Source organism: Bradyrhizobium sp. Kon69, assembly GCF_055807515.1.
Window position 1 is genome coordinate 34316 of the sequence record NZ_JBVVOS010000020.1, and the last position, 23835, is coordinate 58150.

Genomic DNA, 23835 nt, shown 5'->3' on the forward strand with positions numbered 1-23835 from the left:
CGCAATGACGGTGTATGTTGCGGCTGCGTCGCAACAGTTGAGAGGGCACCATGGCCTTTCGTTCCCGCCGCGAAAAACTGCGCTCGATCCTGTCGGGCGGGACTTGCGTCCATCCCGGCTCGGTCTACGACGCCATCTCGATCCGCATCGCCGAGGATCTCGGTTTCCCGCTCGGCATGTTCGGCGGCTCGGTGGCTTCGCTCGCCGTGCTCGGCGACCCTGACATCACGCTGATCACGCTCACCGAGCTTGCCGAGCAGATGCGGCGGATGTCGCGTGCGGCGGCACTTCCGGTGCTGGTCGATGCCGATCACGGCTATGGCAACGCGCTCAACGTGCGCCGCACGGTGCAGGAGCTGGAAACGGCGGGTGCCGCCGGCCTCACCATCGAGGACACGCTGCTGCCGGCTGGCTTCGGCGAAGCGAAGACGCAGCTGATCTCGCTGGAGGAGGGCGTCGGCAAGATGAAGGCGGCACTCGACGGCCGCGGCGATCCTTCGCTCGTCATCATGGGTCGCACCGGTGCGGCCTCGATCACCTCGATCGAGGATGCGATCCGCCGCGCCAGGGCTTATGAGGCGGCCGGTGTCGATGCGCTGTTCTTCACCGGCATCAAGTCGCGCGCCGAGCTCGAGGCGATCGCATCCGCCACGCGCCTGCCGATCGTGCTCGGCGGCGCGCCGGAGGAGTTGAACGTGCTCGAATACCTCGCTGGCCAGCGCGTGCGCATCGCGCTTCAGGGCCACGCGCCGATCGCGGCCGCAACGCAGGCCGTCTACGAGACGCAGAAGGCGCTGCGCGACGGCACTGCGCCGAAGAATCTCAAAGGGCTCCCGTCATCGGACTTGACCAGCCGCCTCACGCGCGAGGCCGACGTCAAGGCGCGCAGCGCCCTTGTCCTCGGACTGAAACAATGAGCCGGGCGATCCTCCAGGTCATGATCCGCGGCCGCGTACAGGGCGTCGGCTACCGGGCCTGGCTCGAGTATCAGGCCACGACGTGCGGTCTCGAAGGCTGGGTCCGCAACCGCCGCGATGGCAGCGTCGAAGCGCTGTTCGCAGGACCGCCGAAGCACGTCGCCGACATGGTGGCGCTGTGCCGCCACGGTCCGCCGTCCTCGCGCGTCGACAGCGTCACCAGCGAGACGGCCGACGTCGATGAGCTGAACTTGCGCCGGGCAGGCGAGGCGTTTTCGGTGTTGCCGACGGTGTAGCTCAAGAATTACCGCGGCAGCTTGGCGATCGCTTCGCTCAATTCGTGGATCTCGTAGGGCTTGCGCAGGATCGGGAAATCGCCGCGCACGCCTGCAGCGACTTCGCTGTAGCCGGTGGCGAGCAGGATCGGCAGGCCGGGGCGGATCTGGCGGAGGTGATGGGCGAGGCTGAGCCCGTCCATCTTGCCGGGCATGACGATATCCGAAAACACGAAGTCGACGCCGTTCTTCTCGATCTCGCTCAAGGCGGCTTCGGCGTCCGCGACCCGGCGCACCTGATAGCCGAGCTGCTCCAGAAGACCGATGCTGACGGCGGCGACGTCCGGATTGTCTTCGACCAGCAGCACCGTGCCGCTGCCTTGGAATGCCGGTTCTCCCGCCGCTTCGCGCGATGGTTCGTCTTCTCCGCGCGGCAGGAGGATGGTGAACGTCGTGCCCTTGCCGAGCGCACTCGCGACCCGGATCGTGCCGCCGGCCTGATGGGCGAAGCCGTGCACCTGGGAGAGACCGAGGCCGGTGCCCTTTCCGATCGGCTTGGTCGTGAAGAACGGCTCGAAGATCTTGTCGAGAACGTCGGAGGGAATGCCGAGGCCGGTATCGCTGACGTCGATCGCGATGAATTCGCCCACGAGGGGGTCCTCGTCGAGCACGAGATTGCGCGCTGCGATCGTCACCGTGCCGCCGTCGGGCATCGCGTCGCGGGCATTGATGACGAGGTTGAGCAGGGCGGTCTCGAGCTCGGAAACGTCGGTCCTGATCGGCCAGACGTCGCCGCTGACGTCGAAAGCCACGCGCACGGAGCTGCCGACGCCGGCATCGAGCACCTCGCGGATCGCCGCGATGCGGTCGGCGAAGTCGATCGCCTGCGGATTGACGCTCTGCCGCCGTGCGAAGGTGAGGAGCTGGTTGGTCAGCGCGGCGCCACGCCTGGTGGCGGTCTCGATGGCCGAGATCGCGCGCTGAAGCTTGGCTTCGTCGTCGGCCCCTCGCTTCAGCATGTGGAGGCTGCCGCTGATGATCATCAGGAGGTTGTTGAAATCGTGGGCGACCCCGCCGGTGAGTTGGCCGAGCGCGTCGAATTTCTGCGATTCGGCGAGCTGCTTCTGCATCGCCTCGAGCTTGATCTGGGTATTGCGCCGCTCGGTGATGTCGCGGGTGATCTTGGCGAAGCCGACCAGCTTGCCGTCCTCGTAGATCGGATCGATCACGACGCTGGCCCAGAAGAAGGTGCCGTCCTTGCGGACGCGCCAGCCTTCCTCCTCGTAGCGGCCCTTGTCCCGCGCGATCCCGAGCGCACGGGCGGGCTTGCCGTTGGCGCGGTCGGTCTCGGTGTAGAAACGGGAAAAGTGCTGGCCGAGGATCTCCCCGGGCGAATAGCCCTTGATGCGCTCGCCGCCGATGTTCCAGCTGGTGATTCTCCCGGTGGGATCCAGCATGTAGAGCGCGTAGTCGGCAACTCCTTCAACTAACAGGCGGAAACTGCGTTCGCTTTCGAACAAGTCCCTCTGCTGACTAGACTTCTCGACCATTCCCGCACCCTGCCTCAACGGGGGCAAACGCAGCACGTGGCGGATTGTTCCCGGGAGTTTGGAACCTTTTTAGGCAATATTGCGAGCCCGTATGCAGCACGCAAGCCAGCGGATGCTCTTGACAGCCGATCCTATCCGTCAGATATTTCTGTTATGACAGAAATAACCGGAAGAAAGAAACTCCCCGCCGCCGTCGAGCGCTTCATCCTGCATTGGGGCGACATGGGAGACGAGTGGGGCGTCAATCGCTCGGTCAGCCAGATCCACGGGCTGCTCTATCTGGCCGAGGCGCCGATGACGGCCGAGGACATCGCCGACACCCTCGGCATGGCCCGCTCCAACGTCTCCAACTCGCTCAAGGAGCTGCTTGCCTGGAACCTGATCCGGCGCGTCCCGATTCTCGGCGATCGCCGCGACCATTACGAGGCCGAGACCGACATCTGGGAGGTTGCGGCCAGGATCGCGGCGCGGCGCAAGGAGCGGGAGCTTGATCCGGCGATCACAGCGCTCAGAGCCTGCGTGTCCGATGCTGCGGACGATCCGACCATCAATCCGGTCGCGAGCAAACGGCTGAAGGAGATGCTCGCCTTCACCGAGCTCGCCGACCACTGGTTCATGCAGATGCTGAAGGTGCCGCGGCCGCGGCTGGCCGCCTTGATGCGGCTCGGTGAGAAGATCGCCAATCTGCTGCCGCTGGGCAAGGCCAAATAGGTTTGAGGAGGGTGCGATGACGTCGGCAAGATTATCAGGCTCCAACGCATCGACCCTCGCTCACACGAAACTGCTCGACGATCGCCGTTTCCGCGCGCTGCTGTCGGACGAGGATTGGGGCCGGCTGCCGCTGGCGACGTGGCGACGTTTTTCGAAACGCGTCGCCGACGGCGACAGCGTCGTCTATGTCGGTGTGGTCGACGAGATCAGCTTCAGCGACATCGGCTGGTGGTTCGCCCAAGCCGCGCGCCTGATCGGCGGTCCGCTGCCGACCGGCCGCGACACCGGCGTCCCCATCATCGTCACGGTGACCGAAGACGCCGGGGGCGGCGGCCAGACCTGGACCCGCATCTGCGCGCGCAAGCGCGGCTTTCCGCAAGTGATCCATTCCGCCAAACGTTTTGCCGGCCCGACCGGGCTGGAAGAATATGTCGGCTTCGGCGTCTCGATGGCGCTCCGCATCGCGGTCGAGGACCAAGCGCTGACGTTTCGCAGCGCCGGCTACGGTCTCCAGTTTGGGCGCCTGTGGATTCCGCTGCCGCGATGGCTGACGCCGGGCGATCTCACGGTGACACACAGCGATCTCGGCGAGGGCGCCTTCCGCTTCACCCTCGATGTCGTTCATCCGCGTTACGGCGCGCTGATCCACCAGTCCGCCATGTTCAGGGAGGCCGTGTCATGACACAGCTCATGTGGACGCTTATCGCCATCCAGATCGTAATGGGCGTGTTCGACACCTTCTATCACCACGAATTCACCGAGCGCCTGGCCTGGCGTCCGTCGCAGCGTTTCGAATTGAAGCTGCACGGAATTCGCAACATGCTTTATGCGCTGCTGTTCCTCGTGCTCGGCTGGCTCGAGATCCATGGCGCGCTGGCGCTGCTGATCGTCGCGGTGCTGGTTGCCGAGATCGTCATCACGCTGATGGATTTCGTCGAGGAGGATCTCAGCCGAAAACTGCCGCCGAGCGAGCGGATCAATCACACGCTGCTCGCGATCAATTACGGCGCCATCCTGGTGTTGCTGTTGCCGGTGCTGATTGATTGGGCCACGCAGCCCCTCGGCGTGATCGTCGTGTATCAGGGACTGCTCAGCATTGCCGCGACGGCGTGTGCGGTCGGCGCGGCGCTGTGCGGTGTCAGGGATTTTGCGGCGATGCGCCGGCTCAGCCGCATGAAAAGCGTTCCCGCGCATGGGCTCGTCGAAAAGCTCTCCGGCCGCAAGACGGTGCTGATATCAGGTGCCACCGGCTTCATCGGCAGCCGCCTCGCAGCAAGCCTCAGCGGAGCAGGGCATCACGTCATTGCGCTGATCCGCAATCCCGCGAAGGCCGAGATGCTGCCGCCCCCGGTCACGCTGATCACGAGCCTCGATCAGCTCGCCTCTGACGCGCCTATCGACGCTGTCGTCAATCTCGCCGGCGAGCCCATCGGCAACGGCCTGTGGACCGAGGCGAAGCGCGCGAAGATTCTCGGCTCGCGCATCGACATGACCGGCGAGATCGTCAAGCTGATCGCGCGGCTCGAACGCAAGCCCGAGGTGCTCGTCAGCGGCTCTGCGATCGGCTGGTATGGCCTATGGGCCGACCAGGTGCTGACGGAATCGGCGAAGTCGCACGCCTGCTTCAGCCACGAGCTGTGTGCGGCCTGGGAGGCGGCGGCGCGGCCGGCGGAGGAGCTCGGCGTCCGCGTGGTCAATTTGCGCATCGGCCTCGTGCTCGGCACCGAAGGCGGCTTCGTCACGCGCTTGCTGACGCCGTTCGAGTTCGGGCTCGGCGGTCCCATCGGCAACGGGCGGCAATGGATGTCCTGGATCGAGCGCGACGATCTGATCCGGCTGATCGCCTATGTGATGGCGACGCCCGATCTCGCCGGTCCCGTCAACGCCACCGCGCCGATCCCCGTCACCAACGCAAAGTTCAGCGAGGAGCTAGGCCGCCGCCTGCATCGGCCTGCGGTGTTCCGGATTCCCGGCGGCCTGCTGCGCCGGATCGGCGGCGGTTTCGCCGACGAGCTCCTGCTCGGCGGTCAGCGCGTGCTGCCCAACAAGGCGCTGAGCCGCGGTTTTGTGTTCCGGCACGAGACGCTGCGCAGCGCGTTCGAAGCGATCTTGTAAGGCCGTGCGATGTCAAACCGCTGCCGCACTCCGAAACGTCGCTGCCACCGCGCGCAGCGCCGCCAGCTTGGCGGGATCGCTGACCTTCGAATGGAGCATCACCTTCGAGCTGCCGAGTTTCGGCAACTTGTGGGTCGGCCCGATGTCGACCAGCCCGGGGGGCGCGATCCGTCGCGCCAGCGGCGCGATTGCAAGTCCGGCGAGCGCGGCTGCAACCACGGCGGTGACGCCGCCGCCGACGAAGCGCTCACGCCATTTCAGGCCGGCTTTGTCGAGCGCGCGCACGGCGATGGCGCGGACCCCACAGGGCGGGGCGAGCGTCGCGAGCGGCAAAGGCTGCCCCTTTGGCACCGTGAAGCGTCGTGACGCGAACCAGCCGAACTCGTCCTCGGCCAGCTTCTCGCCGCCGCGCCGGCTGCCTTCCTGGCGCACGATCACCGCATCCAGTTGGCCCGAATCATAGGCCTCCTGCATCTCGCGCGAGAAGCCGATGGTGACGGCGAGGGTGAGGTTCGAGGACATCGCATGCAGGCGTTCGAGCAGCGGTACCAACTCCGGGCCCGCGGCATGGTCGGAGATGCCGAGCGAGAGCGACTGCGCGACTGACGCCTCGCCCGACAGCGCGCGGTCATGTGCCGCGATCAGCGCGCGGGCGCGATCGAGGAATGTCGCGCCGTCTGCCGTGAGCCGGACCGCGCGCGGCGAGCGCTCGACGAGGCGCTTGCCGAGCAGGGTTTCCAGCCGTTGCAGCTTCAGACTGACCGCCGCCTGGGTCGTGCCAAGCGCTTCGGCGGTCCGCGTAAAGCTCTGGAGGTCGGCGACCAGCAGGAAGGCCTGGACGGTGGCAATGTCGAGCGTTGCTGTCATTATGATATCTTATCACTGGTATCAACAGAGATAAGATACCAAAATGTCGAGGGCGGGTCTAGCTTCTCCCCAACGCCGCGCAACACCTGCGCGACATCCGAGGAGAACGACCATGCCGCTGATCACCGTGTCCTACACCACCTCCCGCCAGTCGCCCTCGCTGAAGGCCGACATCGCGAGCGCCGTGTCCGAGCTCACCGCAAAAATCCTGCACAAGGATCCTGAGGTCACCGCTATCATCGTGAAGTCGGTGGAGGCGGCCGACTGGTTCGCCGGCGGCAAGTCGCTCGCAGAGCAAAAGCTCGCGAGCTACTGGATCGACATCCATGTCAGCGAAGGCACCAACACCAAGGACGAGAAGGCCGCCTATCTCGCCGCGATGTTCAAGCGCATGGCCGGGATCCTGGGCCCGCTGCATCACGAGACCTATCTGCACGTCGACGAGGTCAAGGGCGATGCCTACGGCTTTGGCGGCCTGACCCAGGAGCGGCGCTACATCGCCGGCAAGCTCGAGGTTTCGCCCGAGAAGGCGTGAGGAGGGAGGCCGCGGGTGAATAACCGCACCCGCGGCCTGAACCGGTTGGGCCTCCTGATCGTCAGCTCGCTATTCGAAACTGAACTTCGTCCTTGTTCAGGAAACAAGTCTTGTCGAACAGCTTCAGGTCGAGCGGGTTCGGCAGCCTGACATCGTCCAGGTCAGGGCAAGGCTTGAGCGAGGGATCATAGGAACGGTCGATCTGCGAGATGAAGACGACGATCAATCCCTTGTCGCGCGCGAATGATTTCAACGCGCGCACCTGAACGGTGAGGTCGGGATTTTCCCGCCGCTGGTCGAGCAGTTGCAGATAGTCGATCACCACGACCGTGCCGCGCGGTGCTGCGGCCATCTGCTTGACGACGTAGTCGGCACTGATGGCGTCGGAGCAATCGACCTCGAACAGTTTTTCGAATTGCGCCAGGTCCACGCCGATCGCCCGAAAGCGATCGAAGACGTCTTTCTCGGTGTATTCCAGCGAGAAGAACGCGGCGCGATGGCCTGACCGCATCGCCTCCACGGCAAGCTCGAGGCTCATCAGGGTCTTGCCCTGGCCGGGACGCGCGCCCACCAACACCAGGTCCCCCGGTTGGAATTGCGGGAAGAGCCTGTTGGTCGGCGTCGCTGCGGTAGCTTTCGCCGCGAGCATGCTCCATGCGGAAAAACCTTCCGTCGCGGCGATGCGGTCGAGCGCATCGTGCAGCGGGATGCCTTCCTGGCGGGACAGACGCCTCGCTCGTCGCTTCAGATGATAGATGGGTGCAGACAGTCTCATCGCAAAAACCTCCCATTGCGAGCTGAAACGCAATCCCTCCTTATGCCTGGCGCTCGAACAGTCGGTCCGATGGTCAATTCGCCCGGCATGACATCTACTTTCCCGGCGGAGGGGGGAGGCGTGGGCGACACCGAGATCAAGCGTAGCTGATTCCGGGTTTGCGGAGAATGAGGGAGACCGGAAGTTAGGCCGCTGCTTCCGGCATCAGCGCCCGGGTGGGCCCGAACAGCTCCTCGAACGCCTGCCGGAGCGCGACGTCGACATCGGCCATCGTCACGAGCTGGCCGAGGTCGACCAGCGAGGTGACGCCGTAGCGGGGATCGGCGACGCCGCAGGGCACGATGCCGGCGAAATGCGACAGCTCCGGCTCGACATTGATGGCGATGCCGTGGAACGAGACCCAGCGCTTCAGCCGGACGCCGATCGCCGCGATCTTGTCCTCGTGCTCGGGTCCCTTGTCGGGCCGCTTGACCCAGACGCCGACCCGGTCCTCGCGCCGCTCGCCACGGATGTTGAAGGCGGCGAGTGTCCGCAGGATCAACTCTTCCAGGCTCGCGACATAGGCCCGGACATCCGGCCGGCGGCGCCTCAGGTCGAGCATGACATAGGCCACGCGCTGACCGGGCCCGTGGTAGGTGAGCTGCCCGCCGCGCCCGGTGGCAAAGATCGGGAATCGGGCATCGAGCAGGTCGGTGGCCTTGCCGGAGGTGCCGGACGTGTAGAGCGGGGGGTGCTCCAGCAGCCAGACCCGCTCCGGAGCTTCATCCGCCGCAATCGCCGCGACGCGCGCCTCCATTTCGGCCACGGCCTCCGGATAGGGCACGGGCGCGTCCGAAATCCGCCACTCCACGGGCTCGCCGGAGGAGGCGGAAAACGACGTTAAATCGAGCTCTTGGCGGGGGTTTTGGGGTGAATTAACCATTGGCTAACCATAACCGGGTGATGATCCGAGGCGCAAATACCAAGTCCCTAGTCCTAGTCCCAAGTTGCGGTGGTGCTGAAGTGCCGACTCTCGACAAAGTCACCGTGGATCTCATGGTCGTCCTCGGGACGACAACCATGCCGATCCATCAGGTATTACGTCTTTCCCGCGGCGCCATCATCGAGCTGGACGCAACCGAGGCCGACGAGGTCAAGGTTTTGGCCAATAATCTGCCGGTCGCCTCCGGCGTTGTGCTGGTCGACCGCAACCGGATCGCGGTCGAGGTCAAGCAGATGCTGCCACGTATCCCGGGCACGCGGTAGCGGCCAGGGCACGCGTAGCGGCCTGGGCAGGCGGAAAAAGGCTGATCCCGGCGCAAGGAGCCGGAACTTTCCCGCCAAGCTTGTGGAATTCAGGGCCTTTGGAGGCTTGTACCCCTCTGATGGATTTGTTAGATCGGCGCCGTTGATCCGGTTGGCCTTCAAAGCCTCAAGCCGGCATCCCCAAAAGCGCTCGTGGCGGAATTGGTAGACGCGCTGCCTTGAGGTGGCAGTGAGTAAAATCGTGGGGGTTCGAGTCCCTCCGAGCGCACCAAGCAAACAGACACGCGAAAGATTGTTTCGCGATTTTCGGTGCCCGCCGTGTTCGCGCTGCGGACCCTGGAACGAGGCCTCCCCAAATCTTCGATGTTCGATCTCGCGGCCGAGAGTCGGCGCGATCGTCGTCCGCGCCTCGCAATCACTTCGGCAAGGTCAGCAGGAGCCACGCGCCCGCGGCCACACAGGCAATGCCGGCAGCGCGCGCGATCCAGCGTCCCACCGGCGTGACTTTCTCCAAAAGTACAAGCAACGACAGAAGCGCAATCCAGAGCACGTTCATCACGCCGCCCACGAACAACAGCGCCATCAAGACCCAGCAGCAGCCGACACAATAGCCTCCATGCCGAAAACCCAGCAGCAAGCAGCCTCGCAGGTCGCTGCGAAAGCCGCCGTGGCGCATCAGGAACAGAAACGGCGACTGGCATTGGGCGAGACAGATGTCTTTGAACCGTGTCCATTGATAGACGCCCGCCGCGATCAGCACGATGCCGCCGAGCAAGTTGCTCGCGATCGCCATCCGGGAATCCAGCAGGGTGGCCCGCTCGATCGCCCATTGGAGCAGGGTGGCTGCCAGCGAAAAGCCGCACCAGGCCAGGAGATAGCCGGCGGCAAACCAGCCGGTCGCGGCGAATGGCTTGCCTTGCGCTTTGCCTTGTCGACCTACGCGGGCGTACATCAGGATCATGGGCGCGGCCGAGGGAGCCATCATTCCGACCATCATCACCGCCCACATCAGGAACACATAGGCGAACTCGATCGTTCGCCACGGCTCGTCGGCTGGCAGCATGATTCCGATCCCCGCCGGGATCATGCGGAATTCAGCCATGTCCATGCCGCCCATGTCCATGTCGTTGGCGAGCCAGAGCACATAGCTCCATGCCAACACGACAATGAGGACGATCGCGCCGCCGACGATCCAGCGATCGCGCCGCAGCACGGCTTCCAGGGGGCTGTCCGTCATTTGCGATCGATGTTGTGCGATCGATGTTGCCGGCCGCTGATGCGGGCGGCTTATCGGGAGTTTACGTCACGCCTGGTTTGACCAGCGGATCGGCGCATAGAGGCCGTTCCTGCCGGAATTGTCCCAGCGCATGCCATGATCGCTGAAGGTATTGCCGGCGGCGCCGACGGCCATCACCATGGCGTCGGGGCTGACCGGATGGCCGATGTTCGTCCACATCTCGCCGCTCGGATGCATGGTCGGTAGCGGATCGACGGACATGTGCAGGATGCCGGGGATTTCCGCGGACCGCGTCTTGCCGTCGATCCGGAACGTGATCGGGACCTTGCGCACCCCCAGGTTCTTGCTGATCAGCGGCGCGAACGCGGCCATGGGACCGCCGGCACCGCCGGTGAAGATTGCAGCCAGGGCCTCGGTCTGGTCATCGTTGGCGCGCTGATCGATATAGGCGGCCACCGACCAGTCTCCGTCTGCCATGACCCCAGGTGCGTGGAGGATGACGAGCACATTCAGCTCATCAAGCGCGATATCGCCATAACGGCCGGTCTCGATGTGGAAGATCAGCGGTACGTTGCAGAAGCCCTCGGTCGGTCGCGCGGTCAACGGAGGCGCCGCCGACACCAGGCAGGGACACACGATGCTGCAACTGCAATTCTCGAAATAGTCACCGGAAAGGTGCCATGGGACATCCGCCATTGCTGTCTCCCGCTTGGCCGAACCCGATAGATGCTTTCGAATGAGCTACGTAGAGTTGAAAATTACGCTTGGTTCGGAAGCGGCGCAAGCCGATTCCACGACGCCGGGCTTCTCCCGATTGGTCTGCGCCGACAAGCACTTCCTCCGGCGCGGATGACCGGGGAACGATGGGCGTCGGAATCGCATTTGCAGTCGGTGAGCTCGCTGCGGAAATGCCGGCTCCCGGCGCGCGGCCATGTTCCTGATGGTGAAGGACGATGAGAGACAGCGCGTCGGAAGTGACCGACATCAGAGACGCCGTTCACTTGTGCATCGACATGCAGAACATCTTCGCTCCGGGCGGTCTCTGGGAGACGCCCTGGATGGCGAGGGTTCTGCCGACGATCGCCTCGATCGTTTCGCGCCATCAGGCCAGAACGATCTTCACGCGATTCATTACGCCCGAAGATCCGGAAGATCGTCCGGGGCAATGGCAAAGCTATTTTCGTCGCTGGCGACAGGCGACCCGCAAACAGCTTCCGCCGTCGGGTCTCGAACTCGTGCCGGCCCTGAGCCGCTTCGTTCCGCCGGCGGCCGTCATCGACAAGCCGGCCTATTCGGCGTTCAGCAATCCCGGCCTCGCCGGCCTGCTGATCGACAAGAACGTCGGCACGGTCGTGATCACGGGCGCAGAGACCGACGTTTGCGTGCTCTCGACGGTCTTGAGCGCCGTCGATCTCGGCTTCAGGGTCGTCATCGTCGAGGATGCGCTGTGCAGCTCGTCCGACGTCGGCCATGATGCGCTCATGACGATGTACCGCACCCGCTTTCACGGCCAGGTCGACCTGATGACCGCCGAGGAATTGGCGGAGTTCTGGCGGGAGTAGGGGACGATCCACTCAATTGACATTGTCGCCGAGCATGTTGTGGAAGGCGGTGGCGACGGCGGCAATGCCGCTGGCGCCGTACATCAGCGCGATCTCGCCCTGCTGCTCGTGGCGGATGGCGTGGGCCATCACACGCAGGCGCAGATCGCCGCCGCTATGCCACATCTGGTCGGCCATCCTGAGGGCGCCGGCATGATGCTTGCTCATCGTTTCGACGAACAGCATGTCGAATTGATCCGCCGGCGCGGCCTTGACCTGCCGCATCTCGGCCTGTGTCAGGAAGCCCGGCATGGCGGCACGTTCTTCCGTGCTGCAATCGGGCATCTCGGTGTCGAACCAGCTCAGCCACCACGTCTCGAAAATCCGGTTCTCGCCGGTCTGGCTTGCGACCATCAGCATCGCCAGCTTTCGCAGGTGCGGGTCCTGCGCGCGCTCCGCGGCGATCCGCGCCAGCGCGATGCCCTGTGCGTGATGCGCGGTCATGTGACGAATGTAAGTCTGGTCCGCGTCCCTGTCGCGGCCCATCCAAGGCGGCTCGAAACCATGGCTGCCGAACAACGCGGTCGCGCCGAGCAGCGCGATCACGGCCAGCGCGCCGGTGATCCAGGCATTGGTGAAGCGAACATCGCGCGCGGGTGCCGCGCCTCGCCTCCAGCGCAGCCGGGCGAACAGGGGGTACATCACGGCCGACGAGCTATGGACGAGCAGGCCGATCCAGTAGGGCTGCTGCAGCGTGAACAGTGGCTGCCAGAACGGAAACAGCGGCACCAGCACGAACCATTCCATGCTTGACGAGAACACGGCCCAGGGCAGTGCGAGCAGCAGGATCGTGAGCGGCCGCAGGTTGGCGGTCCAGCGCCCGAGCACGCCGAAGAACACCAGCGCCCAGGAGAAGTCGGCCCATTGATGGAAGGCGATCCCGGCAAGGATCGCGCTCCACGACGGCTCTGCGCTGATTGCCCAGTCGCGCGCGGGGATGGCGGCGACCGTCATCCAGTCGACGGCGGCATCGCGTCCGATGCGCGCGGCGAAGAGCTGGCTGACGATGGTCGAGAAGGTGCTGCTGATCAGGCCGAGTTCGGCAGCGGCGATCCAGCGCGAGCGCCGCCGTGAAGCGCCTTCATCACCGGAGCGAATTGAATTGGAAATGGTTGACGGCGCGGCGGCGTTCACGTCAGCTGATTGAGTTTCTTCAACGGATTGAGCTCGCTCGGCTTGCTCTGTTCGTCCCGGCCGCGCTCCGCTTGCTCCTTGCCTTCCTCATGGAGAGCCTGATCGCCGACGATCTCGCCGACGGCCTGTTTCGCCTTGCCAGCGATCCGCTGACCGAGGCCCTTGGTCTTGCTCATGGTCCGCCTCCAGGCTCACGCCGCTACCCCGGCGCTTGAAGGGGGATGAGCGCCAGGGCCGCGGTTTCGTCTATTCAGCCTCCGGCAGGGGGCGTCGGAAGCGTTGAATGAGACTCTCTGACGCGCGGATGGTTCCTCGGCCGTCATCGTGGCTCGAGTGCAATGATCACGCCTTCATTGCCGCGGAGCAGGATGGAGGCGTCCGGCAACGGCTCGGACGGCCGGTCGAGGTGCGTGGACATCAGCAGGCGGCCGCGACCTTGCCAGTGCCATTTCCGCGGCTCGCCGGCGATGTTGAGCGCGACCAGAATGTCGCTGCCGTCACCCGTCCGCCTGTAGGCAAGAACGTCGTTCCGCGCGCGTAGCGGCGCGTAACCGCCGTGGCGCAGGCACGCCTGCTCGCGCCGCAGCGTCATCAGCGCGCGAAACAGCGCCAGGATCGAACTTGGGTCGCGCTGCTGCGCGGCCACGTTGGCCGCGCCGTCGGGCGGCTCCAGCGGCAGCCATGGATCGCCGGTGGTAAAGCCGCCGTTGCTGCTGTCATCCCATCGCATCGGCGCGCGTTCGGGATCGCGGCAAAGGCCGTATCCCGGCACGAGCTTCTCGAAGGGATCGCGGACGCGGTCGGGCGGAGTGGGAACGCGCTTGCGGCCGATCTCGTCGCCCATGAAGAAGAACGGCGTTCCCCGCAGCGTCATCAGCAGCATCGCCAGCACGCGCATCTGCGGCTCGCCGATCTTGCTCGCGATCCGCTGCTTGTCGTGACCACCGATCACCCAGACCGGCCAAGCATGATCCGGGATGGCGTTGTAATACGCGTCGATCGTTGCTTGCAGGGACAGCGCGTCCCATTGCGAGTCCAGCAGCGCGAAATTGAGCGGCAGATGCAGGCGCGGTCGATCGTTGCCGTAGAAGTGACCGATGCGGTCGGTCTTGCCCTGGACTTCGCCGCACAACATCCGCCCTGGATGGCCATCGATCACCTCGCGGATGAACTCGATGCAATTCATCGTCTCCGGCCGATCGTCGGTAAAGACGGGCGTCTGGCGCTGCGGCGGCGGCTTGCCTTTCGCTTGCGGGTTATGCGGATTGTCGCGCAGCAGCGCGTCCTTGATCAGGACGGCGCTGGCATCGACGCGAAAGCCGTCGACGCCGCGATCGAGCCAGAAGCGCATGACATCGGCGATCGCGGCGCGCAGCTGCGGGTTGCGCCAGTTCAGATCGGGCTGCTCGACCAGGAAGGAATGGTAGTAGTATTGCCGTCGCGCCTCGCACCATTCCCAGCCGCTACCGCCGAAGCGGCTCAGCCAATTGTTGGGCGGGCCGCCATTCTCGGCCGCGTCGGCCCAGATGTACCAATCGGCCTTCGCGCTGTTCCGCGAGCTGCTGCTCTCGACGAACCATGCGTGATCGTTCGCAGTATGGTTGGGCACGAGATCGAGGATCACGCGGATCCCCGCCGCGTGCAGGGCCTTGAGCAGGCGGTCGAACGCGTCGAGACTGCCGAACGCAGGGTCAATGGAGCAGTAGTCGGAGATGTCATAGCCGAGGTCGCGGAACGGACTCTTATAGATCGGCGTCAGCCACACCGCGTCGACGCCGAGCCATTTCAGATAGTCGATGCGCGATATCAGGCCGGCGAGATCACCCTTGCCGTCGCCGTCCGAGTCCTGGAACGAGATCAGTGCGATTTCGTAGATGACGGCGGATTCCCACCACGCACCTTCGTTACGGGACGCCTCGTTCATTGTCTTGTATCACCTCGTCTTGCATTACCTCGTCTTGCTTCCTCAGGTGCGCCCCGCCGTGGCGTGCGCTGCGATCTGCTTGGCCGCGATTCGGGCGCTCTCGATGCCCTTGGGAAAGCCGCTGCGGTTCGGATACAGCTTGCGCCGTGCGTCGCGCGGCGGCCGCCGCGGCTTGGTGTCCTGCGCGGCGCGGTAGTCGAGCATTGCAATTCCGCCGACCATCAGCAGCGCCAGCGCAATATTGCCCTTTTTGGGATTGTCCGCGGTCAACCCCGAAAGCAGCGCGGCGGCATCGAGGCCGTCGCCGCCGACGCGAGCCCACAGGCCGGCGTTCTTCTCGACCGAGAGCGTCGTGATCCCGGCCAGGATCTCGCGCACGCCGAAGGCACGGACCAGCGTCTCATGGCCTTCCATGCCCAGCGTTTCCGTGACGCGTCGCGGCGCGAAGAATTCCACGACGCCGAGACCGATGCTGAACCAGCCGAGCGCACGCGCGAGCTGGTCTTCCGGCCTCTTGAGGGTGGGCCCGCCCGCGACGATCTTGGGGTCGCCCTTGGTGCGAACGATGTTGGAGAAATGAAACATGGTTTTTGCTCCTCAGGGCTTCAACACGACCTTGACGCAGGAGTCGCGCTTGTCGCGAAACACCTGATACATCTCGGGGCCTTGGCTAAGCGGGACGGTGTGGGTGATGACGAAGGACGGATCGATCTGGCCTTCCTCGATGCGGCGGAGCAGGTCGTCGGTCCAGCGGTTGACGTGGGTCTGGCCGGTGCGCATCTGCAGGCCCTTGTTCATGAAGGCGCCCATCGGAAGCATGTCGGAGAATCCGCTGTACACGCCCGGCACCGAGATGATGCCGCCAGGGCGGCAGACATAGATCATCTCGCGCAGCACGTGCGGTCGGTCGCTCTCCACCATCACCATCTGCTTGGCGCGGTCGAGCAGCGTGTCGGGCAGGGAGGCCATCACATGCGACTCCATCCCGACGCAATCGATACATTTTTCGGGGCCTCTGCCGTCGGTGAGCTCCTCGAGCCGCTCCAGGACGCTTTCGGTTTCGAAGTTGATGGTGGTGGCGCCGCCGGCTTCGGCCATGCTGAGCCGCTCGGGCAGGCAGTCGATCGCGATCACCTGGTTTGCGCCGAGCAAAATGGCACTGCGGATCGCCATCTGTCCCACGGGCCCGCAGCCCCAGATCGCGACCGTGTCGGTCGGCTCGATGTCGCATTGCGCGGCGGCCTGCCAGCCGGTCGGGAAGATGTCGCTGAGAAACAGCAATTGCTCGTCGGGTATGCCGTCGGGCACCTTGATATGGGTGGCGTCGGCGAACGGCACGCGTAGATATTCGGCCTGGCCGCCGGGATATCCGCCGGTCAGATGCGTGTAGCCGAACAGGCCGGCTGTCGTGTGTCCGAACGCCTTGTCTGCCAAATGGCGCTTGCGATTGGTGGTTTCGCAGACCGAGAAATTGCCGCGTTTGCACTGATCGCATTCGCCGCAAATGATCGTGAAGGGCACGACGATGCGGTCGCCCTTCTTCAGCTTGCCGTCGACGCCGGAGCCGACCTCGACCACTTCACCCATGGTCTCGTGGCCCATGATGTCGCCGGGCAGCATGCCCGGAATGTAGTTGTGAAAGAGGTGCAGGTCCGAGCCGCAGATGGCGCAACTCGTGACTTTAATGATGGCGTCGCGCGGGTCCTGAATCTCAGGATCGGTGACGGTGTCGCAGCGTATGTCTTCCTTGCCGTGCCAAACTAGCGCCTTCATCTCAGTTCTCCCGCGAGCTACGAGGCATCCAAGTCGAACAACGAACGATGGTTGCTATCGCGCGGTGCAAAATCTTCGCACCGCACCGGCGTGCGGCCCGATAGGAACGAGCGGCCACCGCGGCGATTGGAGCGTCATCAATCCCATCTCAAGGACAAGCGAAGGATACGCTCATGGCCGCCAATCAACTCGCCGTCGTCACCGGCGCCTCCACCGGCATCGGCCTGGAACTCGCCCGATGCTGTGCCCAAGGGGGCTTCAACCTTGTCATCGCGGCGGACGAGCCCGAGATCGAGAGGGTTGCCGTCGATCTCCGCAGGCTCGGTGCCAGCGTCGAGGCGGTCGAAGCCGATCTCGCCACCACGCAAGGCGTCGACAAGCTCTGCGCCGCCGTCGGCGACCGGCCGATCGACGCGCTGCTGGCCAATGCCGGGGTCGGCCTCGGCAAGGCCTTCCTCGATCAGGATTTTGCCAGGATCAAGCACCTCGTCGACACCAACATCATCGGTACGCTGTATCTGATCCATCGCGCCGGCAACGAGATGCTTCGCCGCAATTCGGGCCGTATCCTCATCACGGGCTCGATCGCCGGATTCACGCCGGGGAGTTTTCAGGCGGTCTACAACGCCAGCAAGGCGTTTCTCGATTCATTCTCGTTCGCGCTCCGCGAGGAGCTGCGCGACAGCGGCGTCACCGTCACCTGCCTGATGCCGGGCGCCACCGAAACCGAGTTCTTCCGCCGCGCCGACATGATGGACACCAAGGTCGGCACCGAGCCGAAGGACAGTGCCTACGACGTCGCGAAGGCCGGCTTCGACGCCATGTTGCGCGGCGAGTCCGACATCGTAACCGGAATGAAGAACAAGCTTCAGACCACCATCGCCAACGTCACGCCGAACGAGATGCTGGCCAAGCAGCATCGCAAGATGGCGGAGCCGGGCACGGCGAAGTCGTAGGACAATGCCCTCGCAATCTCTGCTGGGCGGTGCGGCCGATCCCGCGGACCTACAAAGGAGCACGCCGATTCACATAGCCTAATGCGCAAAGCTCCCCGAGCCCTCAGACTGGTTCGGCTGGAGAAAGGGGGCTTGTGATGCCGATGGATCGCGTCGAACAGGCCTTTGTCGCAACGGCGATCACGGGCTTTCTCATCATGATGGCGGCGATCGTCTGGATGATGATGGGCTGATGGCGGGGAGGGCTGCTTATGCGCATCGCGTTGCCCTATGCTGCGGTGCTCCTGTGCCTGGCGGTGACCGCCTGGCTCGCTTTCGCGCATTTGCTCTGATCGCCGTTCGGCTCAACCGTGCGGATCGGCGATCAGCGCGGCCAGCGTGTGGGCCATCGCCGGCAGATCGATCGGTTTCTCCAGGATCAGCACGTCGTGGAATTCCGGACTGATCGTGACCTTGTCGTATCCGGTCGTGAAGAGGAAGGGTATGTTCCGTGCCTTCAGTTCGCGTGCGACAGGAAAGATCATCTCGCTGCGGATGTTCACGTCGAGGACGGCGGCATCCAGGACTCCGCCGTCGTGCAGGATCCTGAGTGCGTCGTCGAGATCACCGACTGGCCCCGCGACCTCTGCACCGAGCGCCTGACATGCCTTGCCAATGTCATCGGCGAGAAAATATTCGTCCTCGACAATGAAGATGCGCCGCCCGCTGAGCGGCGACTGTGGACCTGACGATCCAGGCGAAATCGCCATGGTTCCTTCCATCCCTTACCTTCCGTAGGAACATAGGGCGGTCACCCGCCTTGGTATAACGATACAACCGAAAGTGGGTTCCATGAGCAACCGCGACATCATCGTCATAGGTGGCTCGGCCGGCGCGACCGCACCGCTGAAGCAGATCCTGGGCCGGCTGCCGCCCGATCTGCCCGCGGCGGTGTTCATCGTGCTGCACATCCCGGCGCAGGGCATCGGCATTCTCTCGACGGTCGCCAGCCACGCCGGGCCGCTCCCGGTCCGGCAGGCCGAAAACGGCATGAAGATCGAGCCGGGCCAAGTTTATCTGGCCGCGCCGGACCATCATCTGCTGGTGTCCGGGGATCACCTGTTCCTCGGGCGCGGTCCGCGCGAGAACATGGTCCGGCCGGCCATCGACGCCTTGTTCCGCTCGGCCGCCATCAATTACGGCCCGCGCGTCATCGGTGTGCTCCTCAGCGGCCTGTTGTCCGACGGTGCGGCCGGTCTCAATGCCATCAAGCGTTGCGGCGGGATTTCGGTGGTTCAGGACCCCTCGGACGCCATCGCCGATGAAATGCCAAGAAGCGCCCTGGAGGCGAGCATCATCGATCTTTGCGTCCCCGGCGTCGGAATGGGCGACGTTCTGTCCGATCTCGCCAGGGAAGTTGCGGGTGCCGCGCTGCCGATCCCGCCGGAGATCCGGCTCGAGGTCGAGATCGCGGCCGGCGAACGGATCGGCAGTGACAGTCTCGTCTCGATGGCCGATCCGGTTGCGCTGACCTGTCCCGCCTGCGGGGGCGTCCTGTCCGAGATGAAGGAATCGCACCCGATGCGCTTCCGGTGCCAGGTCGGCCACGCCTTTGCCGCCGACGTCCTCGCAAAAGAGCAGGAGGGGCAAGTGGATGAAGCCCTGCGGGTCGCACTGCGCATCATCGAGGAGCGGGCGGAGCTGGTGCAGCGCATGGCCGCCGACGGCCGGCGCAACGGCCGGCCTGCGGTGGCCGAGATGTACCAGGCGCGCGCTGCCGAATATCGCGAATATGCCGACATGATCCGGCGTGTCGTGCTAAAATCGCTCGATCCTCCGGTTCGCAAACGGGAGGCTTGAGGGTCGCCATGACCATTTCCCTCGCCGAATGGACCGAGCAGCTCGATACCGAGCGCCGCCATCTGATAAAGGCTGATCGGGATATCGAGGAGGGTTGCCAGCGCATCCGCGATCAGGAGGATCGGATCCGCGAACTCAGTGCCGGTGGCCACGACGCAGGCCAGGCGGAGCGGTTGGTCGAGGTGCTGAAGCAGACCCTGACGGAATGGCTCCGCCACCGCATCCTGATCGAGCAGCGGATTAGCTATCTCCGGCAGCAAGTCGGTCCGGAGTGATCCGGGGGTAGCCGCCGCCTGAGCTCCATCGCGAGCTCCTACATCTCTGGCCGGCAATTGACAACGATGTTCGCCGTATGGAACGCAGCGCGGCGTTTCCGCCTTCCATCTATTGGGATAACATCATTTCTGCTATTGCCGCGAGCGGGCGTCCCGCTTCACGCCGATGAATGAGAGCTACCGAGACCATGCATGAAATCGGCGACCAGTCGGTCGAAAGAGAGCGCCAGACCAGGTCTCCGCTGATCATCGGGGTGGGCGCCGCGCCGACAGCTCTGGATAGTGTCGAGCGGTTCTTTTCCAGGCTGACCATAAGCGCCGACCAAGCCGTCGTGCTCGCGTTCCAGCATCATGAGGCCCTCGACGAGCCGCGGCTGCGCGAGATCGTGCGAAATTCCCACGGTGGCAAGATTTCCGACGTCGGTAACGGCCAGACCATCGAGGGTGGCACGATTTATCTGTGCCCGCCGGCGATGATCACGACGATCCAGGACGGTCGCTTCGCGGTCCGCGAGGCCGAGCAGGCGCCCGGAGAACGGGCTACGATCGACAGCTTCCTGGTGTCGCTGGCGGAAGAACGCGCCGAGCAATCGATCGGCGTGATCCTGTCCGGCATCGGCGGCGATGGCACGCTGGGTACCGCGACACTGAAGGATCACGGTGGCCTTGCCATCGCAGAAAAAGGCGCGAGCGACGAGGCGGATCATCTGAAGGACGCCGACACGCCGGCCGCGATCGCCGACTACGTGCTGACCGCGGAAGACATCGCCGAGCACATCCAGGTCTATGCCCGTCATCTGCGCCGGCTGGAGGAGAAGCAGGGGTTCGACGAGGTGCTGGCCGCTGCGGCGACCTCGCTGTCGCGCATCGCCGACATCCTGCGCAGCAGGACCGGCAATGATTTCCACGGCTACAAGCAGAACACCTTCCTGCGTCGCGTGCAGCGGCGGATGCAGGTGGTTCAGATCGCCGAGATTTCGGCTTATGTCGATTTCCTGCGCAACGACGAGGACGAGGCCCAGCACCTCTTCAACGACCTCTTGATCGGCGTCACCGAATTCTTCCGCGACAAGCGCGAATTCGACGTGCTGGAGAGCCACATCGTCCCGAGGCTCTTCGAAGGCAAGGATGCCGGCCAGCAGGTTCGGGTCTGGGTGCTCGGCTGCGCCACCGGAGAGGAGGCCTATTCGATCGGTATCCTCCTGCGCGAGCACATGGCCAAAATGGACTCCGCGCCGCAGGTTCAGATCTTCGCGACCGACATCGACGGACGGGCGCTGGCGACCGCGCGCGTCGGCCGCTACCGCACCAAGATCGAGGCGGACATGACCAGCGAGCGCCTGGCGCGCTGGTTCGTGCGCGAGGGTGATACCTATTGCGTGGTCAAGGAGCTGCGCGAGATGTGCATCTTCTCGCAGCACAATGTCATCAAGGACGCACCGTTCTCGAAGCTCGATCTCGTCTCCTGCCGCAACCTGCTGATCTACCTGAATGCCGAATTGCAGAACCGGGTGATTCCGCTATTCCACTTCGCGCTTCTGCCGGATCGGTTCCTGTTCCTCGGCAATTCCGAGAACGTGACGCGGCATCCAAAACTGTTTGTGCCGATCGACCGCCGCGCCCGTATCTTCAAGAAGCTCGAGACCGGAACGCGGCTGCCGCCGGAATTTCCGATCACGACCTCCGCAGGGAGGGCAAACCTCGAGGTGGCGCCGGCGCGCTCCTTCCGCCCCGACATCGGGCTGGAGCGCCGCGCGCAACGGATCGCGGAGCGCTATGCGCCCGCCTATGTCATCGCCGACAGCAACTTTCAGGTCCTGCACTTCTCCGGGCGCACCGGCCGCTACATCGAGCCGACGGCGGGCGCCGCCACCCTCGATCTGCTCCAACTCGTCCACCGCGATCTCCGCCTCGACCTGCGCGCGGTGCTCAGCCGCGCGTCAGAGACCAACGAGCCGGCCCATGCCGAGCAGGTGCAGCTCGGAGCCAACGGCCAGCACATTCCCGTCGACATCACGGTGGAGCCGATCCAGGAGGGCGGCAGCGGCGATCGCAATTTTGTCGTCCTGTTCAAGGACGGTCCGGTGCGCGCCATCGATGCCGACGCAGGCAAGCCCAATGCGTTGGTGCAGACCGAGCATGTCGAGCGTATCGAAGGCGAGTTGCGGGCGACGCGGGAGCGCCTTCAGGCAACCATCGAAGAGCTCGAAAGCACCAACGAGGAGCTGAAATCCTCCAACGAGGAATATCAGTCGCTCAATGAAGAGCTTCAGTCCGCGAACGAAGAGCTGGAAACCTCACGCGAGGAACTGCAATCGGTCAACGAGGAATTGACCACCGTAAACGGCGAGCTGGCCCACCGCGTCCAGGAATTGACGCGCGCCACCAGCGACCTCGAGAATTTCCTGGAGAGCACGCAGATCGCGACCGTGTTCCTCGACAACGATTTGCGCGTGATGAACTTCACGCCGGCGATTACGCAGGTCCTGCATCTCGTCGAAACCGACAGAGGCCGCCCCATCGCGCACATCAAGGCGCGCATCCCGATCGAGGACCTCTATGACGACATTCGCGGCGTGCTGCGGACGCTCGTTATCGCCGAGCGCGAGCTGAGGGCGCCGGACAGCGGCACGCGCTACATTGTGCGCATCCTGCCCTATCGCAGCATCGACAACTTCATCGCCGGCGTCGTGATCACGTTCGTCGACGTCACCGCCATTACCCGCGCCGAGGAGCGGCAGCGCCTGCTGCTGGCCGAACTCCAGCATCGGGTTCGTAACACGCTCGGTGTGGTGCGCTCGATCGCCCGTCGCACGGCCGATACGAGCTCGACGGTGGAGGAGTTTGCCTCCCATCTCGACGGCCGGCTCAACGCTTTCGCCCGTACCCAGGCGCTGGTGACCCGCGATCCCGAAGGCGGCGTGGATCTCGAATATCTCGCCGTCGAGGAGCTGCTGGCCTATAATGCCAGGGAAGGCGAGCAGGTACGTGTCAGCGGCCCCACGGTGCGTTTCCATTCGAAGGCCGCGGAAACCTTTGCGCTTGCCATTCACGAGCTCGCAACCAACGCGCTCAAATACGGCGCCCTGAGCCGGCCGACCGGTCGCATCGAGATTTCCTGGCGCATCGAGCAGGGCACGGACCCGGCGGAGCTGGTGTTCGAGTGGCGGGAGCGCGGCGGGCCGCCGGTTGCGCCGCCGCCGCATAAAGGATTTGGGACCGAGCTCCTGGAGCGCACACTCGCGTTCGAGTTCAAGGGGCAGACCACGATGGCGTTCAATCCCAAGGGATTGGAATGCACGATCACCATTCCTCTCAGCAAGCGGGCGTTTCATACACCGGCGGTGGCCAACTGATGCCCTTGTCAACGCTAGATCGCAGCCAGGTGGACCCGGTCATTCGCCGGCTGAACGTGCTGAGGCCGTTGTCGACGGAGGCCCGCACCTCGCTCGAATACGCAATGCTCGAGGGACTCCAGCGCGCAGGGTCGGGCGAGGATCTGATCACGGAGGGCGATCCGGTCGACAGCGTCCGCCTGGTCTTGTCGGGCTGGCTCTGCCGCTACAAGACGCTCGAGGACGGCCGACGCCAGATCGTCAATTTCCTTTTTCCCGGCGAGAGTTGCGACGCGCACGCGTTCCTGCTGCCGGTGATGGATCATTCCATCGCGGCGATGACGCCGGTCGTCTACACCGAAATCAAGCGCGCGCGGTTCGAGAGTCTGGTGGCTGCCGACCACTCGCTGGCGGAAGCTTTCTTGTGCGAGACGCTCGTCAACAACGCGATCCAGCGCGAATGGGCCATCAATCTCGGCCGCCGCGTCGCCTTTGAACGCGTGGCCCATCTGTTCTGCGAGATCATCGAGCGGTTGCGCCCCGTCGGCATGGTCGAGGGCAATTCCTGCGTGATGCCGGTGACGCAAATGGATCTTGCGGACGCCACCGGCCTGTCGGTGGTCCATCTCAACCGCACCGTTCAGGAGTTGCGCGCCTCCGGCCTGATCGTGCTGCGCGATCGCACGTTGACCATCACCGATCTCGATGCGCTCAAGGATGCGGCGCTGTTCTCGCCGAGCTATCTGCAACTCTATCGACGGAGCTAAGCGT

25 protein-coding genes and 1 tRNA gene are annotated in these 23835 nt (G+C 64.5%); 14 read left to right on the top strand and 12 right to left on the bottom strand.

From position 1 onward, the window contains the following. Positions 1 to 50: 50 nt before the first annotated feature. Together AC0L3U_RS25075 and AC0L3U_RS25080 are read left to right on the top strand one after the other, a co-directional pair. Positions 51 to 917, top strand: coding sequence for an isocitrate lyase/PEP mutase family protein (locus AC0L3U_RS25075; RefSeq protein ID WP_473363605.1), 867 nt, complete (start codon positions 51 to 53; stop codon positions 915 to 917). Next, positions 914 to 1213, top strand: a complete 300-nt coding sequence (locus AC0L3U_RS25080) for an acylphosphatase (RefSeq protein ID WP_007603158.1) — start codon at positions 914 to 916, stop codon at positions 1211 to 1213. The genes AC0L3U_RS25075 and AC0L3U_RS25080 overlap by 4 nt, the downstream gene beginning before the upstream one ends. Before the next feature lie 8 nt (positions 1214 to 1221). Here AC0L3U_RS25080 and AC0L3U_RS25085 read toward each other — a convergent pair whose 3' ends face one another. Continuing rightward, positions 1222 to 2742 (bottom strand): ATP-binding protein, encoded by a 1521-nt coding sequence (locus tag AC0L3U_RS25085; protein WP_473363606.1) that lies wholly within the window; start codon positions 2740 to 2742, stop codon positions 1222 to 1224. A gap of 153 nt (positions 2743 to 2895) precedes the next feature. Here AC0L3U_RS25085 and AC0L3U_RS25090 point away from each other — a divergent pair, with 153 nt between their 5' ends. The 3 genes from AC0L3U_RS25090 to AC0L3U_RS25100 are packed head-to-tail and all read left to right on the top strand — an operon-like array spanning position 2896 to position 5568. After that, a complete protein-coding gene (locus tag AC0L3U_RS25090; RefSeq protein ID WP_473363607.1) occupies positions 2896 to 3453 on the top strand; it encodes a GbsR/MarR family transcriptional regulator in 558 nt (185 codons plus the stop codon). Positions 3454 to 3469: 16 nt separating this feature from the next. Continuing rightward, positions 3470 to 4135 carry a DUF4166 domain-containing protein gene (locus AC0L3U_RS25095; RefSeq protein WP_473363608.1) on the top strand — a complete coding sequence of 222 codons (666 nt, stop codon included), beginning with the start codon at positions 3470 to 3472 and terminating at the stop codon, positions 4133 to 4135. Then, the gene (locus AC0L3U_RS25100; protein ID WP_473363609.1) at positions 4132 to 5568 is read left to right on the top strand and encodes a TIGR01777 family oxidoreductase; all 1437 of its coding nucleotides are present in this window, start codon (positions 4132 to 4134) and stop codon (positions 5566 to 5568) included. The genes AC0L3U_RS25095 and AC0L3U_RS25100 overlap by 4 nt, the downstream gene beginning before the upstream one ends. Positions 5569 to 5580: 12 nt before the next feature. Here AC0L3U_RS25100 and AC0L3U_RS25105 read toward each other — a convergent pair whose 3' ends face one another. Beyond that, positions 5581 to 6435: a LysR family transcriptional regulator gene (locus tag AC0L3U_RS25105; RefSeq protein ID WP_473363610.1), complete on the bottom strand. Its 855-nt coding sequence runs from the start codon at positions 6433 to 6435 to the stop codon at positions 5581 to 5583. A gap of 112 nt (positions 6436 to 6547) precedes the next feature. On the opposite strand from AC0L3U_RS25105, the gene AC0L3U_RS25110 reads away from it, so the two are divergent. Further along, positions 6548 to 6970, top strand: a complete 423-nt coding sequence (locus AC0L3U_RS25110; RefSeq protein ID WP_473363611.1) for a tautomerase family protein — start codon at positions 6548 to 6550, stop codon at positions 6968 to 6970. 61 nt (positions 6971 to 7031) lie between these two features. Here AC0L3U_RS25110 and AC0L3U_RS25115 read toward each other — a convergent pair whose 3' ends face one another. Further along, the gene (locus AC0L3U_RS25115) at positions 7032 to 7745 is read right to left on the bottom strand and encodes a DNA helicase (protein ID WP_473287479.1); all 714 of its coding nucleotides are present in this window, start codon (positions 7743 to 7745) and stop codon (positions 7032 to 7034) included. Positions 7746 to 7929: 184 nt separating this feature from the next. Further along, positions 7930 to 8667, bottom strand: coding sequence for a lipoyl(octanoyl) transferase LipB (gene lipB, locus AC0L3U_RS25120; RefSeq protein WP_473287478.1), 738 nt, complete (start codon positions 8665 to 8667; stop codon positions 7930 to 7932). Between the two features lie 80 nt (positions 8668 to 8747). On the opposite strand from lipB, the gene AC0L3U_RS25125 reads away from it, so the two are divergent. Further along, entirely contained in the window at positions 8748 to 8990 is a 243-nt protein-coding gene (locus tag AC0L3U_RS25125) for a FliM/FliN family flagellar motor switch protein (RefSeq protein ID WP_007603171.1), read from the top strand. Between the two features lie 186 nt (positions 8991 to 9176). After that, a tRNA-Leu gene (locus tag AC0L3U_RS25130) sits at positions 9177 to 9261 on the top strand. Positions 9262 to 9405: 144 nt separating this feature from the next. On the opposite strand, the gene AC0L3U_RS25135 is transcribed toward AC0L3U_RS25130, so the two are convergent. Continuing rightward, a complete protein-coding gene (locus tag AC0L3U_RS25135; RefSeq protein ID WP_473363612.1) occupies positions 9406 to 10227 on the bottom strand; it encodes a DUF2182 domain-containing protein in 822 nt (273 codons plus the stop codon). A 66-nt stretch (positions 10228 to 10293) separates the two neighbouring features. Further along, positions 10294 to 10923, bottom strand: a complete 630-nt coding sequence (locus AC0L3U_RS25140) for a DUF1326 domain-containing protein (RefSeq protein WP_354209357.1) — start codon at positions 10921 to 10923, stop codon at positions 10294 to 10296. A gap of 257 nt (positions 10924 to 11180) precedes the next feature. Between AC0L3U_RS25140 and AC0L3U_RS25145 the strand changes: the two genes are divergently transcribed. Then, entirely contained in the window at positions 11181 to 11789 is a 609-nt protein-coding gene (locus tag AC0L3U_RS25145; RefSeq protein ID WP_473363613.1) for a cysteine hydrolase family protein, read from the top strand. 12 nt (positions 11790 to 11801) lie between these two features. Here the strand turns inward: AC0L3U_RS25145 and AC0L3U_RS25150 are convergent, their stop codons facing one another. The 5 genes from AC0L3U_RS25150 to AC0L3U_RS25170 all read right to left on the bottom strand — a co-directional run bounded on the left by AC0L3U_RS25150 (position 11802) and on the right by AC0L3U_RS25170 (position 16659). Continuing rightward, positions 11802 to 12962 (bottom strand): DUF305 domain-containing protein, encoded by a 1161-nt coding sequence (locus tag AC0L3U_RS25150; protein ID WP_473363614.1) that lies wholly within the window; start codon positions 12960 to 12962, stop codon positions 11802 to 11804. Next, on the bottom strand, positions 12959 to 13138 hold the full coding sequence (locus AC0L3U_RS25155) for a CsbD family protein (RefSeq protein ID WP_473363615.1): 180 nt from the start codon (positions 13136 to 13138) through the stop codon (positions 12959 to 12961). The genes AC0L3U_RS25150 and AC0L3U_RS25155 overlap by 4 nt, the downstream gene beginning before the upstream one ends. A gap of 143 nt (positions 13139 to 13281) precedes the next feature. Next, the gene (locus AC0L3U_RS25160) at positions 13282 to 14886 is read right to left on the bottom strand and encodes an alpha-amylase family glycosyl hydrolase (RefSeq protein ID WP_473363616.1); all 1605 of its coding nucleotides are present in this window, start codon (positions 14884 to 14886) and stop codon (positions 13282 to 13284) included. Between the two features lie 42 nt (positions 14887 to 14928). Continuing rightward, positions 14929 to 15471: a hypothetical protein gene (locus AC0L3U_RS25165; RefSeq protein WP_473363617.1), complete on the bottom strand. Its 543-nt coding sequence runs from the start codon at positions 15469 to 15471 to the stop codon at positions 14929 to 14931. 12 nt (positions 15472 to 15483) lie between these two features. Continuing rightward, the gene (locus AC0L3U_RS25170; RefSeq protein ID WP_473291425.1) at positions 15484 to 16659 is read right to left on the bottom strand and encodes a zinc-dependent alcohol dehydrogenase; all 1176 of its coding nucleotides are present in this window, start codon (positions 16657 to 16659) and stop codon (positions 15484 to 15486) included. A gap of 173 nt (positions 16660 to 16832) precedes the next feature. Here AC0L3U_RS25170 and AC0L3U_RS25175 point away from each other — a divergent pair, with 173 nt between their 5' ends. Then, positions 16833 to 17615 carry an SDR family NAD(P)-dependent oxidoreductase gene (locus AC0L3U_RS25175; protein ID WP_473363618.1) on the top strand — a complete coding sequence of 261 codons (783 nt, stop codon included), beginning with the start codon at positions 16833 to 16835 and terminating at the stop codon, positions 17613 to 17615. 344 nt (positions 17616 to 17959) lie between these two features. Here AC0L3U_RS25175 and AC0L3U_RS25180 read toward each other — a convergent pair whose 3' ends face one another. Further along, positions 17960 to 18364, bottom strand: coding sequence for a response regulator (locus tag AC0L3U_RS25180; RefSeq protein ID WP_473363619.1), 405 nt, complete (start codon positions 18362 to 18364; stop codon positions 17960 to 17962). An 82-nt stretch (positions 18365 to 18446) separates the two neighbouring features. On the opposite strand from AC0L3U_RS25180, the gene AC0L3U_RS25185 reads away from it, so the two are divergent. The 4 genes from AC0L3U_RS25185 to AC0L3U_RS25200 all read left to right on the top strand — a co-directional run bounded on the left by AC0L3U_RS25185 (position 18447) and on the right by AC0L3U_RS25200 (position 23831). Beyond that, on the top strand, positions 18447 to 19454 hold the full coding sequence (locus AC0L3U_RS25185) for a chemotaxis protein CheB (protein WP_473363620.1): 1008 nt from the start codon (positions 18447 to 18449) through the stop codon (positions 19452 to 19454). Positions 19455 to 19462: 8 nt separating this feature from the next. Next, the gene (locus tag AC0L3U_RS25190) at positions 19463 to 19729 is read left to right on the top strand and encodes a hypothetical protein (RefSeq protein WP_456769535.1); all 267 of its coding nucleotides are present in this window, start codon (positions 19463 to 19465) and stop codon (positions 19727 to 19729) included. Between the two features lie 188 nt (positions 19730 to 19917). Then, positions 19918 to 23085, top strand: a complete 3168-nt coding sequence (locus AC0L3U_RS25195; RefSeq protein WP_473363621.1) for a CheR family methyltransferase — start codon at positions 19918 to 19920, stop codon at positions 23083 to 23085. Beyond that, positions 23085 to 23831 carry a Crp/Fnr family transcriptional regulator gene (locus AC0L3U_RS25200; protein WP_473363622.1) on the top strand — a complete coding sequence of 249 codons (747 nt, stop codon included), beginning with the start codon at positions 23085 to 23087 and terminating at the stop codon, positions 23829 to 23831. The genes AC0L3U_RS25195 and AC0L3U_RS25200 overlap by 1 nt, the downstream gene beginning before the upstream one ends. Positions 23832 to 23835: the final 4 nt, after the last annotated feature.